Source organism: Limimaricola cinnabarinus (assembly GCF_002723615.1).
GTDB classification, from domain to species: domain Bacteria; phylum Pseudomonadota; class Alphaproteobacteria; order Rhodobacterales; family Rhodobacteraceae; genus Limimaricola; species Limimaricola cinnabarinus_B.
On record NZ_KZ304986.1, the window covers coordinates 1 to 12,935 of the forward strand.

Below are 12,935 nucleotides of genomic sequence, written 5' to 3' on the forward strand. Positions count from 1 at the left end.
GCTCGTTGACCAGCGCAGCCGCCGTGATGAAGCTCACCGACAGCCCTTTCTGGCAGGCGGCCAGCCCCAGCCCGAGGGCCACATGGGTCTTGCCGGTTCCACTGGGCCCCAAGGCAATGACATTCTCGCGCCGGTCGATCCATTCGCCTCGGGCGAGGTCCAACACCTGCATCTTGTTCAGCTTGGGGATCGCCTTGAAATCGAAGCTGTCGAGGCTCTTGGTCGCCGGGAACTTCGCGGCCTTGATGCGGCGCTCGACCATCCTGCGCTCGCGGTCGATCAGCTCCAGCTCGACCAGGCGGGCCAAGAACTGGACATGGTCCAGCCCCTCGATGGCGCACTGGCGGCCGAGCTTCTCATGTTCCCGCAGGAAGGTGGGCAGCTTCAGCGTCTTCAGATGATCCGCGAGCAGGATCTTCGGCGAGTCGATCATGCCGCATCTCCCGACAGGAGCGACATGTAGCTGGCCACCTTCGTGGACGCGACATGAGCGCGCGGCAGATAGGGATAGACATCGAGGTCCAGCTTCGGCGGCCGTTTCTCGACCTGGCAGAGAACGAGATGCTTCACGGCATCGAAGCCGACCGCGCCCAAGTGCAGGGCTTTCTTCACGGCGGCGTGGAGATCGTCGATGTCGAAGGTCTCCAGCAGGCGCAGGACTTGCACATACTCCCGCCGTCCCGCCTTGGTCATTCGCGCCTCCATCAGGCGTCGCAGGGTCGCGAACGCCGGCGGCAGGTCCCATTCGGCCAAGGGGGCCGCCTGGTCCAGGGCGTTGATCTTGCGCTCGATCAGCGGAAGGTAGTGGACCGGGTCGAAGACCATGTCCTCGCGGCCGTAGCAGCGGGGATGGCGTGCGATGACCTGACCGCCGCAACCGATCATGACCGCATCGACATACCCCCTGATCCAGACATCGCGGTGGCCATAGGCGACCGGCACCGAGTAATCGTTGGTCCTGTAGCGCACCAGGGCTTGGGAGCTGACCCGTCCGGTGGCCTGATCGCAGGCATCGAACGGCGCGGCCGGCAGGTCGGCCATCGCTGCCAGATCCCGCGCGAGCCGCTCTCCGATGGTCTCGGACTGGCCGCGCAGGACATCAGCCTGGCGCTTGCGGCACTGTCCCTCCAGATAGGCGTTGAACGCGTCCCAGCTTGCGAACCGCGGGATCGGCACCATGAAGTTGCGGCGCGAGTAGCCGACCAGACCCTCCGCGTTGCCGTTCGCCATTGGGCTCGAACCAATGGCGCCTTCAATGGCTCACTCGTTGCCCTTGCCGGGCCGGCCGTAGCGGTCGCGGAACAGGTAGTGCGACAGAAACCCGCTGAAGAGCGTGGCGCGCTTGCGCGTTCCGTCCGGCAGGATCTTCGCCACCAGGCAGCGGTCGTTGTCGTAGAGGACCGAGGCGGGCACCTTGCCGAAGAATGCAAAGGCATGAACGTGGCCATCGACCCAGGCTTCCGCTGTCGCCGCCTCGAGAGGAAGCTTGGTTCTATGACAGGAACGACAAAACGGTTTGGTTCGTTAAGTGACCCATCCGTGGCGTCTCTTCCCTATCAGTGTGGTGAGGCGCAGCGTAGTGCGTTGATTTAACAGCGGTATACTCCGGTATTTTTGGAGGTATACCGGTATAGATGGGCGCATACCGATAAATACTGACCGGCTGCCTGGCTGACTGCGGACGGACTGCCGCGCCAGCGCGGATCGCTCGTTTCCGGGTTGCTGCGATTGAACGCATCTTCTTCGCAGACACCTACTCCCCTGGCTGGTGACTGGCCCTACCTCTGGCTCGACGCCACCTACCTGAAGGTGCGTCAGGGCGGACGGATCGTCTCGGCTGCGGCCATAATCGCCGTGGCCGTGAACACGGATGGGCGCCGTGAAATCATCGGTCTCAGCATTGGTCCCTCGGAAGCCGAGACCTTCTGGACCGACTTCCTGCACACCCTAAGAGCGCTTCTCTTACCTTAGGCACGAGTATCCCGATCCCCCATTACGGGACTACTGGATGCCTCCCGACAAATCTTCCTTGGCATGTTTAGGCGGGCGAGCGGTGTGCCGCAGCTTTCTTGTCGATCAGGCTTCGATCTAGGCGATCGGGCACAATCTTCTAAGTGCGAACAGACACAGGCTGCGAGGAGATTTCGATGTTGGGAAACGCGATCGGATACGAGCGAGAGGGCGACACGCTCATCGTCAGGCTCCCCTATGCCAAGAAGGGCTGGTTTCGCCGCAAGTTCAAAACAGCGAAGTGGAATCCGGAACGCAGGGCCTGGGTTCTCCACAAGAACCTGAGGAAGAAGCTCGACGCTGCGATCATCGAAGACAAGAACGCACCGACTGGCTCCTTTGGCGTCAGCAACGGATCTGCTCCCTCTGCCGTGCTCAGGAGCTGGGATGCCGAGGCAGAGAACGATTGGATTGACGACAACGGCGATCATCACCTCGCCAACTATGACCGCGATGGCCTGGCCTACTATGCGAACCGCGCCGACGCGCCCGAGTTCGGCGCTAAGCCAGCGCCCTCCAAGCCTGCCGCACCCGAGATCAAACCGAACGCACCCAAGAGAGGCCCGAACGCGGTCAGGAAGTATATGCTCCTCATCGCCAAAGACATTGGAGTGAATGTCGAACGCCAGCTGCCCGAGGCAAAGCTCAAGCCAGGCCGCTACGAGAGCTTCTATGGTGCCGGAGCCTCCTATGTGCGGGGCTTTGTCGAGGCGCTCGACAAGGTGCAGAAGCATGGCAGTCATTTCCCAGACAAGCGCGCGCAGGCGTATCTCGACTACCGCGCTGACCTGGACGCTCTGCGTGAAGCCTATCCGGGCTGGATGGGATCCTGATCGGGTTCCTGACTGACTGTCTGATTGGATGCGGACCGTTTGTGGGTCAGCAGGGAAACGTTTTCGTCAGCGCTCGATGGACGATGGCAGGGGAATGCTCATGCCAAAATTCGGGGTGGGCTCTTAGAAATTTGAGAGCGATAGCCTGCAACTGACCACCCGTTGCGTCTCGTGGAGTGCATGCCTTTAGAATTTCGTGGCCGATTATGTGAAGGTTTTCGACGTCAGCGCCCATCGCCATGGCACCAGCGTCGACCCCATACCGCATGCCTGAGGTCGTCCCGATAATCAGCGCCGTGCACACCAAGTTATCCGTCTGAGATTCACTGTTGCAAAGTTCGACCAACGACCCGCCGGGAGCGCCCTGTGCGTGGGTGCCTGATGCGTAGGCGGAGGCGAGGGAGACTGCGAGCAAAGCGGTTCTGACAGGCAAAGTTCACTCAATCTCAGCTTATGGGAGCGGCACCATGCACCAGCGGCATGGACCGCGATCGCCAAACCAGCTGCGACCGACCATGACCATAGGGAACGTCTCTTGGGGTGAGAACTCGACTCCTCATTCTCTCATAGCGGGAATCTGTGCCCAACTTGACATGACAATGCAAATGCATTATCTACCTGGTGTCGAAACGGCCAACCTGCTCAGGAGTCTGCTGTGACCGCGCTCGCTCATGATGTCTCGAAGCTCACCGATCGCTATCAGACGACCGTGCCAAGCGGCGTGCGCAAGCAGCTGCACTTGGACAAGGGTGATACAATTCGCTACTGCACCGAGCCGAACGGCCGTGTCTATATCGAGCCTGTGCATGCCGAAGAAGAAGATCCCGCGCTTGGTGCATTCCTCGACTTCATCGCAGCTGACATCACAGCGCATCCGGAACGTCTTCAGGCGTTCGAGGGTGCCTTGCATGACCGCTTGAAGGCACTGGTCAGAGAGGTCGAAATCGATCTCGGTGAGCCACTGTCGCCTGAGGACGAATGACTGGCGGTGCTGCGCCCGCCGAAGCGCCGCTCGTCATCAACGGATGGTCGATCTATGCGCACCCAGTCTTCCTTGAACAGCTGGAAGCGCTGATCGCTGAGGTCGAAGGCCGTAAGGCGCGCGACCCTCAGAACTGGCACAGGAAGAACTGCACGAAGCGATTGGCTGCAATTCTCAAGCTGGTGACCGAGGCGATACCAGCTGATCCGGGCGCCCGAGACTTCCGGCAGGGCAACACACTTGGCGATCACCGCCGGCACTGGTTCCGAGCAAAGTTCTTCCAGCAGTATCGGTTGTTCTACCGGTTCAGCAGTGAGGCAAAGATCATCGTGCTTGCGTGGGTAAACGACGAGAAGACCTTGCGCGCCTATGGCAGCAAAACCGATGCCTATGCGACCTTCACCGGGATGTTGAACGACGGCAACCCGCCAGAAGATTTCGACGCGTTGATGAAAGCGGCCATGGGTGCGGCGGAGCGGTTCGAGAGAGGCCTCGGGGCCGAGCCTGGCCGCTGAGGAGGGCGTCGGGGAGAGCTCCTATGTTCTGCCCCCAATGGAGTGCTCCGCCCACTGAGATAGATTTATCTCGTCAGGAGGAGGACTACAGGATGGTTGGAAAGCGCGAAAAGCCCGAGGACATCGTGCTGAAGCTGCGGCAGATCGAGGTGCTGCACGGGCAAGGCATGCCGGTCGCCGATGCGGTGCGCCAGGTCGGGATCACGCAGCAGAGCTACTACAGATGGCGCCGGCAATATGGCGGCATGAGCCGGAGCCAGCTGAAGCGGTTGAAGGAGCTCGAGAAAGAGAACCAACGGCTCAGGCGGGCGGTCTCCGATTTGACGCTCGACAAGCTCATCCTGGCCGAGGCGGCGCAGGGAAACTTCTAAGCCCCTCGCGCCGACGCCAATGCATCGACCATGTGCGGCAGGAGCTGGGGGTGTCCGAGCGCCGCGCCTGCCGCACGCTGGGCCAGCACCGCTCCACGCAGAGAAAGGTGCCACGCGGCCGACCGGACGAAGCGCGCCTGACGGCGGACATCATCGAGTTGGCGCGCCAGTATGGCCGCTACGGATACCGTCCCATCACGGCGCTGCTGAAGCAGTCTGGCTGGCAGGTGAACCTCAAGCGGGTCGAGCGCATCTGGAAACGCGAGGGGCTGAAGGTCCCCCAGAAGCAGAAGAAACGAAGCCGGCTGTGGCTGAACGATGGCTCGTGCGTTCGTCTGCGACCGGAGCGGCCCCACCATGTGTGGTCCTACGACTTCGTCCAGGACCGGACGCATGACGGCCAGGCTTACCGCATCCTCAATATCATCGATGAGTTTACGAAGGAGGCGCTGATGATCCGTGTCGATCGAAAGCTCAACTCCACCGACGTGGTGGATGCGTTGACGGACCTGTTCATCCTGCGCGGGCCGCCTGAGTTCATTCGCTCCGACAATGGACCTGAATTCGTAGCCACGAAGGTGCGAGACTGGATCGAAGCCGTGGGTGCCAAGACCGCCTTCATCGAACCCGGATCACCTTGGGAGAACGGTTACTGCGAGAGCTTCAATGCCCGCTTTCGCAACGAGCTGCTCGACGGGGAGATCTTCTACACGCTGCGCGAGGCCCAGATCCTGATCGAGCGATGGCGGAGGCACTACAACACCGTCCGGCCCCACAGCGCCCTTGGCTATCGCCCGCCGGCGCCGGAAAGCATCGTGTCCATCGACCGGAGGCCCACCATGCATTAACAATTAACCTGGAGCACTCAGTTGGGGCAGCTCAAGCTGACGACGGTTGGAACCGCCTCGAGGCGGTGAAGGCGGCGGTCAAGAAGGAGCTGAAGCAGGAGTTTGCCATCAACCATTCCACCCTCGAGTTCGAACATGTCCGTAATGCGCACACAAATGCAGAGCTGTTCGGTCACCAAGAGGCGGACAGAAATGGAAAAGATCATGTTCACGAAAGCTCTGAATGACGATGATATGCCATCGCAAGCGCCTGCGAAGAGAAGCTCGGAGCGGCTGCGCTTCAGGAAGACATGAAGATGAACCCGGCTCACCGCAACGACTTCTCCCCGCTTCGCACTGACCGGCACTCTAAGACAATTGCAACGTGGGAGCCGGACATTGGATAACCTCACCCGCCCTGAGACGAGACGGTTCGACAGTTAGAAGCCATTGGCGGCAACGGTGGGGGCGGTCTCGGAAAGCCTAGCACGCCTCGGCGTGTTGCGGTCATGAGCGGGTCAGGAACTAGCACAGGTGCAGGAAGTAGGGGTCAAAAGAATCGTGCTACATACAACAGCGTCGAGCGGACGCTCGGAGCTCCTTACACTTGATAGCGGATGGAAGACGTGCCTGCCTCTATTCTTCATCGCCGCCGCGCCTCCACTTCAAGCCCATACCGATGGGACGCCTCTGGCGCCGCATGCTCTCTGGACGGCTTGGTCTCTGCAACCTTCCGTCATTCTGCCGGTCGCGATCGCCGTGGCCGTGTATACGAGAGGCGTTCATCTGGCTTGGAAAAAGGCCGGGCGGAATCGTGGAGTCCCTGTCTGGCGCGTGTGCTCGTTCTTCCTGGGCATCATGGGCCTAATCGCGGCCCTAGTGTGGCCTTTGGATGCTTTGGGCGAGAACCTCTTCGCTGCTCATATGGGCCAACATATCGTGCTGATGGGTCTGGCGGCTCCATTTCTTGTCCTCGGTCTACCCATTCCCACCACAATGCGCGCGCTGCCGAGGAGCTGGCAGAGGAAACTCGCGCTCCTCGCTGCATCCAATTCGTGGCGAAGGAGCTGGAGTTGGGCGACTGCAATCAGCGTTGCAACCGTTCTGCAGCTGGTCGTGTTCCTGATCTGGCATATCCCGTCGGCGATTGCGCTCTCGCTGAATGACGGCGTCGTACATTCAACCATGCATGCATCGCTCTTCGTTTCCGCCTTACTCTTCTGGACCGCGATCTGCCAGATGCGCGGCCAAGAATTCGGAGCTGGTATGATTGCGCTCGTGATCACCTTCAAATTTTCACTGATCGTCGGCGCCCTGCTGGCCTTCGCTCCGACGGCATTTTACGCAAGCTACGGTGCCCGTCCTGCCGCATGGGGCTTTTCGCTGCTCGAAGACCAGCAGCTTGCTGGGCTTCTTATGATGACGGCCGGAGCGATGATGTATCTCATGGCCATGGTCGCCCTCGTCGCTGTATGGTTCGGCAAAATGGAGAAGACGCATCCGGCGAACGGGCGAGCGACCGTGCGGGGCACAGAAGGGCGTTAGCGAATGAACAGGCATAGCGTCGCGAGTATGTTGCTCATCGTTCTCCTTCTTTCCGCCTGCGAAGGCCCGCAATCAACCTTCGACACAGCCGGCGTCGAGGCGGAGCGGGTGCTGTCACTCTTCTGGATCATGCTGGCCGGCGCTGTCGCAATCTGGATCGTCGTGATCGGGATCAGCTACTATGCGACCAAGGCCACGCCCGGGCAGCATAGCGAAAAGAGCGGCCTGCGCCTCATCATCTGGGGTGGGTGCATCTTTCCTACCGTCGTTCTGGCGGGGTTGCTGTTCTGGGGCCTCAAGATGATGCCCGAATTGCGCCGCCCCGCCGACGGCCCGACCATCGCGGTCTCGGGCGAGCGGTTCTGGTGGCGCATTGCCTACGGTGTCGAGGGCGATCCCGGTGTGGTGCGCAACCTTCCGCAGGGCGGGATCCCCAGCGCCAACGAGATCTGGATACCGGTGGATCAGCGCACCGAGATTCTCCTCAGCAGCCCGGATGTGATCCACTCCTTTTGGGTACCGCCGCTTGCCGGAAAGATGGATGCGATACCCGGCCGGGTAAACCGGCTGATACTCGAACCGACCGAGCTCGGCGTCTTCAATGGCGCCTGCGCAGAGTTCTGCGGCACGGCTCACGCGCAGATGGAATTTCGCGTGGTCGTCGTGACCAACGCCGACTTCGAAGCGTATGTCAGGGCGCAGGCCGAGCCTGCAGCGGTCGCTGACAGCCCGGGTCTCGATCTCTTCATGCAGAACGGCTGTGCGGCGTGCCATTCGGTTCGGGGAACGCCGGCCGACGGGGACGTGGGCCCCGACTTAACGCACCTGGCCAGCCGGCGCACCATCGCGGCAGGCCTTCTCCCGGCCACGGAGGAGAACATTGCCGCATTCATCGCTTCCCCTGACCACCTCAAGCCGGGGGTCGAGATGCCGGCATTCGGCGTATTGCCGGACGGGGAAATTGCCCGCATCGCGAAATGGTTGGGGTCCCTCGAATGACTGACGGCACCATCGAAACTCCGGCCGAGCCGGACCAGGAGGACGAGGAGGTCCGCCGGGGCCAGGAAGAGCGGCTTCGGAAAGTCTGGGCGGCGCCGAAGGGGTGGCGCTATTGGTCGGCGGTCAACAACACCGAAATCGGTGTCTGGTACACGGCAGCGGCTTTCGGCTTCATGCTGTTCGCCGGTGTTCTCGCGCTGATGGTGCGGGTGCAGCTTGCCGTTCCAGAAAACGATTTCCTGTCGGCCACTCTCTACAACCAGGTCTTCACCCTGCACGGCACGGCGATGATGTTCCTCTTCGCCGTGCCGATCTTCGAAGCTGTCGCGATCATTCTCCTGCCGCAGATGTTGGGAGCGCGAGACCTTCCGTTCCCGCGTCTGTCCGCCTTTGGGTTCTGGTGCTTCCTAATCGGCGGCGTCTTCGTCTGCGGCTCGATCTTCTTCGGCGCGGCGCCGAACGCCGGCTGGTTCATGTATCCGCCGCTGACCACGAACGAGCAGTACACCCCGGGCTATGGGCCGGACATCTGGCTGCTGGGCCTGTCCTTCATCGAGGTCGCCTCGATCGCCGCGGCGGTCGAGCTGATCGTCGGAACGCTGAAATGCCGTCCTCCGGGAATGCGGCTGAACCTCATGCCGCTGTATGCCTGGTACGTTCTGGTAGTCGCGGGAATGATCCTGTTCGCGTTCCCGCCTCTGATTGCCGGCGACATCCTGTTCGAACTCGAGCGGATGTTCGATTGGCCGTTCTTCGACCCGAGCCGCGGCGGCGATCCGGTCCTCTGGCAGCACCTGTTCTGGATTTTCGGCCATCCGGAGGTCTACATCGTGTTCCTGCCGGCCATCGCGCTGGTCGCGATGATCGTGCCCACTTTCGCACAGCGTCCGATCCTCGGCTATTCGTGGATCGTGCTCGCGGCGGTGGGGACCGGGTTCATCTCCTTCGGGCTCTGGGTGCACCACATGTACACCACGGGCCTGCCTTCGATCTCGCTCGGTTTCTTCTCGGCTGCTTCGGAGGCGGTGGCGATACCGACAGGCGTGCAGATCTTCGTGTTTCTGGCCACCCTTCTCACCGGCCGCGTGATCTACTCGGTACCGATGCTCTTCGTCTCGGGGGCCCTTGCTACGTTCGTGATCGGCGGGCTCACCGGTGTCATGGTCGCGCTGGTCCCCTTCGACTGGCAGGCGCACGATACCTACTTCATCGTCGCCCACCTTCACTATGTGCTGATCGGCGGGATGCTGTTTCCGTTGGCGGCGGGGATCTATTACTATTGGCCGATAGTCGGCAGTCGGCGTCTCTCCGACAAGCTCGGAAGAGTGGCGTTCTGGCTCATGTTCGTGGGCTTCAACGTCGCATTCCTGCCGATGCATTACTCCGGATTGGCCGGCATGGCGCGCCGCGTCTGGACCTACTCCGAGGAGCTGGGCGTCGGGACCGCCAACCTCGTCTCCAGCATCGGCGCCTTCGTCTTCGCCAGCGGTTTCCTCGTGATCGTCTGGGACGTGCTGCGTCCGCGCGGCAACGCGCCTTACGCGAAGCGGAATCCTTGGAACGCTGGAACCCTCGAATGGCTGACCGAGATGCCTGGCGAGGACTGGGGTGTGCGGTCGGTCCCCATTATCACCTCGCGCTATCCTCTCTGGGAGCAGCCGAACTTCATAGACGATGTCGACAAGGGACGGTTCTACCTGCCTGACGCCCAGGAGATGAAGCGCGAAACTCTGATTACCTCGGTGCTCGACGGCGAGCCGCTGCAATGCCTGCGGGTGCCGGGTCCCAGCTTTATGCCGATGATTGCCGCGGTCTTCACCGGCGCCGTGTTCATCTTCGCAACATTCCACTGGTGGGCCGCCACGATTATCTCAATGGGGCTCGCGGCCGTCTCGATCATCGTCTGGCTCTGGCGCGGCACCGCGCAGATTCCAGAGAAGACGGAGAAAGACGTCGGGCTCGGCCTCACGCTTCCGCTCTACAAGTCGGGGCCGCAATCGATCGGCTGGTGGGCGATGTTCATCACGATGACCGGCGATGCGACCGCTTTCATCGGCCTGATCTTCGGATACTATTATTTTTTCACGATCCACATCGATTTTCCTCCGTCGGCAGAGGTCGGCCCGGGCATCTTGTGGCCGAGCGTCTCGCTGTTTCTGTTTGCGACGACATGGGGCGCGAGCCTGCTCGCGCGCAGGCTCAATCGTGCCGGACGAGTCGGTGTGGCCCGCGCGCTGATGGCGAGCGGCGCCATTCTGTCTTTCGGAGCCAGCGCGGCGTTGCTCTGGGGTCCCTTCGTGACCGGTTTGAATCCGACAGTCCATGTCTATCCGGCGACGGTCTGGGTTCTGGCGATCTGGACGGCTGTTCACGGCGTCGTGGGAAGCCTGATGCTCGCATATTGCCTGGCCCGGTCCCTGACCGGGCGGCTGACGCCCGAGCACGACATGGATCTGTGGAATGTCGTGCTATACTGGCACTTCATGGCCGCTACTGTGGTGTTGACCGTTGCAACGATCGCTTTCTTCCCGATGCTGGCGTGAGGCGGAAATGCAGGTTTTCGGAAAGACGCAGGACAATCTCTGGACCTTGATCGCCGCACCGATTGTCTGGGGATTCCACTTTCTGTTCAGCTACTTTCTCGCCGCCTATCGTTGCGCCCCTAACGCCGATCCCTTCAAGGAGATCGTCAGCACGCGGGTGGCGGTCATCGTCGTTACGGTGGTCTCACTCGGGCTGATCGCGCTCATTCTACGCCGAGCGTTCCGCGAGTGGCGCGCCGACGGCGGCGGCTTCCGGAATGACCAGTATACGGTGAGGGCGCGGGAGAGGTTCCTCGAGTTCTCGACCCTGCTCTTGGCCGCTCTTTCGTTCGTGGCCGTGATCTTCGAAACGATGCCGGTCCTGTTGATCTGGGACTGCCGATGAAGCTTGTCCGGCGAAGCTCGCGGAATCTCTCCCAATTGCCAGCGAGTCTGAGTGTTGGATTGTCACTGGCACCGTCATGAAGCGGGGAGCGTTTACAATGCGACTGAAGGTCGTCCTGACTTGGAAGAGGGTGGCGGGGCTGGCGGTTATCGGTATCGCTGGCGCGCTTCTTGTCGGTTGGTCGGGGCTGGTCTCGATTGCTGCTTCGTCGGGGCACTTTGCTGTGACGAGATGGTACCTTGGCTGGACCATGGAGAACGCCGTCGAGACGCAGTCGATGCTGATTGTGAAGCCCAAGGATCTCAATCTCGACGATCCGGCGCTCGTGCGTCGCTCTGCCGGCCACTATGCGACGGGCTGCGCCGCGTGTCATGGCGCGCCGGGCGTGCCGCAATCCCCGGTCGTGAAAGAGATGACCCCCGCTCCTCCGCGCCTAGAGGAAAAGGTGAACGAGTGGAGCGACGAGGAACTGTTCTGGATGGTCAAGAACGGGATCAAGTATTCCGGCATGCCGGCCTGGCCGGCGCAAGAGCGGGATGACGAGGTATGGGCCCAGGTGGCGTTCCTGCGTGCCCTCCCCGAAATGACACGCACCGAATACGCCGAACTCGCCTTGGGCGGAGGGCTCGCGGATAACGACCTCGAACCAGGTGGCGAGACCACCGCGGCTCTCGACGGGATCTTCGAAAACGCCCTCGCGGATTGTGTGCGTTGCCACGGACGCGACGGCTTGGGCCGCGGGGAAGGCGACGCCGAGGACGCCTTTCCGATCATTGCCGGTCAGCCCGCACCATATCTCTACGCGACGTTGCGTGCCTTTGCGCTCGGGCGGCGGGACAGCGGATTCATGGAGCCGCCCGCGAGCCGCTATCCATCGGAGGTCCTAGAGGAACTCGCGCGCTATTTCGCAGATCAGCCTGTGCCTCTGGAGAGAGCGGGCGATGCTGCGGTTCTCGGCCCGGAAGCGGAGGTTCCGAATCTGGCCGTAGATCCGGTCGACGACGCTCCAGTCGTGGATGCAGGGCTCGCCAGCGATGCGATGGAAACCTTTCTCATGCCACTGGATACGCCTCAGGATGAGGCCGGGGTCCTGGAGGGCGCAGGCGATCTTGCCTATGCCGAGATCCCGCTGACGGCGAGTGCAGGACCGCCCTCGACCCGCGAGGACGTCCTCGAACTGGGGCAGCGCATCGCCGTTGAAGGGTTTGGACAGCGCAAGGTTCCCGCCTGCCAGAGTTGTCATAGTCCGGCGGGCCGGGAAAGGAATCCGCTTTATCCGTATCTGGCTGGTCAGCCTGAATGGTATCTCAGCAAGCATCTGCGGCTTTGGAAGGAAAGCCGCCGCGGCGGAACGCGCTTCGCCCATGTTATGGACGAGATTGCCCGGAATCTGACGGAGGAGCAGATCGAGGCGGTCTCGGCGTGGTATTCCAGCCTCGCGAAAGCGAAGCCCTAGCAGATACCCTTGCGCCTGCCCGCCACGCGGGGTGCGCGACAGGCGCGGTTGGCTGACCCCAAGCAAAGGGTCAGCGACAAGAAGTTCGCAATCGATCACAAGCCAATACTGTCAAAAGCTTCTTGCACTACGGGCGGCAACCACAGAAGAGACTACCATCACCAAGCTGCCTGATCCATCCGGATTTTCCCCGGACCTGTTGGCTGTCACCGAGAACTGACCCAGTGAGAACGGCGGTGAGAAAGTCGGCCGCGGTAGCGGCGGGGTGAGCCTGCTGCGGGCGGCGTAAAAGTCGTCCACCTTTACCCTTTCTGGAGGCAGGGAGGGCGGGAGGATTTTCACCGTGGACTTGTATCGCAAGGTTCGACTGGCCTGTGCCGAGGGGATGAGCCAGCGGAAGGCGGCGCGTCATTTCAACATCTCGCGCGACAGCGTAGCCAAGATGATGGCGTTCTCTGCTCCGCCCGGC

The 12,935-nt window shown here is 61.7% G+C and carries 12 protein-coding genes and 2 pseudogenes; 11 read left to right on the forward strand and 3 right to left on the reverse strand.

Features of this window, described 5'->3' with window-relative positions:
* The coding region (locus CJ301_RS17290) for an ATP-binding protein (RefSeq protein WP_162620604.1) at window positions 1-433 on the reverse strand (433 nt) is incomplete at its 3' end.
* A pseudogene (locus CJ301_RS17295) lies at window positions 430-1,515 on the reverse strand (Mu transposase domain-containing protein); the annotation flags it as partial. The pseudogene CJ301_RS17295 and the gene CJ301_RS17290, both read right to left, overlap by 4 nt.
* Before the next feature lie 243 nt (window positions 1,516-1,758).
* Here CJ301_RS17295 and CJ301_RS17300 point away from each other — a divergent pair.
* Both CJ301_RS17300 and CJ301_RS17305 read left to right on the forward strand, forming a co-directional pair.
* Window positions 1,759-1,950 (forward strand): annotated as a pseudogene (locus CJ301_RS17300) (transposase); the annotation flags it as partial.
* 197 nt (window positions 1,951-2,147) lie between these two features.
* Window positions 2,148-2,843, forward strand: coding sequence for a hypothetical protein (locus CJ301_RS17305; protein WP_099278603.1), 696 nt, complete (start codon window positions 2,148-2,150; stop codon window positions 2,841-2,843).
* Window positions 2,844-2,889: 46 nt separating this feature from the next.
* Here CJ301_RS17305 and CJ301_RS19360 read toward each other — a convergent pair whose 3' ends face one another.
* Window positions 2,890-3,276: a Rap1a/Tai family immunity protein gene (locus CJ301_RS19360; RefSeq protein WP_367869652.1), complete on the reverse strand. Its 387-nt coding sequence runs from the start codon at window positions 3,274-3,276 to the stop codon at window positions 2,890-2,892.
* Window positions 3,277-3,498: 222 nt separating this feature from the next.
* Here CJ301_RS19360 and CJ301_RS17310 point away from each other — a divergent pair, with 222 nt between their 5' ends.
* The 9 genes from CJ301_RS17310 to CJ301_RS19415 all read left to right on the forward strand — a co-directional run.
* Complete coding sequence (locus CJ301_RS17310; protein WP_099278604.1) at window positions 3,499-3,825, forward strand: type II toxin-antitoxin system PrlF family antitoxin; 327 nt, start codon at window positions 3,499-3,501, stop codon at window positions 3,823-3,825.
* Window positions 3,822-4,340 (forward strand): type II toxin-antitoxin system YhaV family toxin, encoded by a 519-nt coding sequence (locus CJ301_RS17315; protein WP_099278605.1) that lies wholly within the window; start codon window positions 3,822-3,824, stop codon window positions 4,338-4,340. The genes CJ301_RS17310 and CJ301_RS17315 overlap by 4 nt, the downstream gene beginning before the upstream one ends.
* 92 nt (window positions 4,341-4,432) lie before the next feature.
* Window positions 4,433-5,559 (forward strand): IS3 family transposase gene (locus tag CJ301_RS17320; protein WP_099278606.1). Its coding sequence is split into 2 segments (ribosomal slippage): window positions 4,433-4,697 and window positions 4,697-5,559, totalling 1,128 coding nucleotides; the frame shifts between segments, so codons are not numbered across the junction.
* Window positions 5,560-6,297: 738 nt separating this feature from the next.
* Window positions 6,298-7,083 carry a cytochrome c oxidase assembly protein gene (locus CJ301_RS17330; RefSeq protein ID WP_162620605.1) on the forward strand — a complete coding sequence of 262 codons (786 nt, stop codon included), beginning with the start codon at window positions 6,298-6,300 and terminating at the stop codon, window positions 7,081-7,083.
* 27 nt (window positions 7,084-7,110) lie between these two features.
* Entirely contained in the window at window positions 7,111-8,082 is a 972-nt protein-coding gene (gene coxB / locus CJ301_RS17335) for a cytochrome c oxidase subunit II (RefSeq protein WP_216823329.1), read from the forward strand.
* Entirely contained in the window at window positions 8,079-10,625 is a 2,547-nt protein-coding gene (gene ctaD, locus CJ301_RS17340) for a cytochrome c oxidase subunit I (protein WP_099278610.1), read from the forward strand. Before coxB ends, ctaD begins: the two co-directional genes overlap by 4 nt.
* Window positions 10,626-10,632: 7 nt before the next feature.
* A complete protein-coding gene (locus tag CJ301_RS17345; protein ID WP_099278611.1) occupies window positions 10,633-11,010 on the forward strand; it encodes a hypothetical protein in 378 nt (125 codons plus the stop codon).
* Window positions 11,011-11,107: 97 nt separating this feature from the next.
* Window positions 11,108-12,466 carry a c-type cytochrome gene (locus CJ301_RS17350; RefSeq protein WP_216823331.1) on the forward strand — a complete coding sequence of 453 codons (1,359 nt, stop codon included), beginning with the start codon at window positions 11,108-11,110 and terminating at the stop codon, window positions 12,464-12,466.
* 343 nt (window positions 12,467-12,809) lie between these two features.
* Window positions 12,810-12,935: helix-turn-helix domain-containing protein (locus tag CJ301_RS19415; RefSeq protein ID WP_437438425.1), on the forward strand; the 126-nt coding region annotated here is incomplete at its 3' end.

Coding starts and splice junctions, on each gene's coding strand:
- CJ301_RS17345 (WP_099278611.1), top strand. CDS start 10,633: ATGCAGGTTTTCGGAAAGACGCAGGACAATCTCTGGACCTTGATCGCC.
- CJ301_RS17305 (WP_099278603.1), top strand. CDS start 2,148: ATGTTGGGAAACGCGATCGGATACGAGCGAGAGGGCGACACGCTCATC.
- coxB (WP_216823329.1), top strand. CDS start 7,111: ATGTTGCTCATCGTTCTCCTTCTTTCCGCCTGCGAAGGCCCGCAATCA.
- CJ301_RS17350 (WP_216823331.1), top strand. CDS start 11,108: ATGCGACTGAAGGTCGTCCTGACTTGGAAGAGGGTGGCGGGGCTGGCG.
- CJ301_RS17315 (WP_099278605.1), top strand. CDS start 3,822: ATGACTGGCGGTGCTGCGCCCGCCGAAGCGCCGCTCGTCATCAACGGA.
- ctaD (WP_099278610.1), top strand. CDS start 8,079: ATGACTGACGGCACCATCGAAACTCCGGCCGAGCCGGACCAGGAGGAC.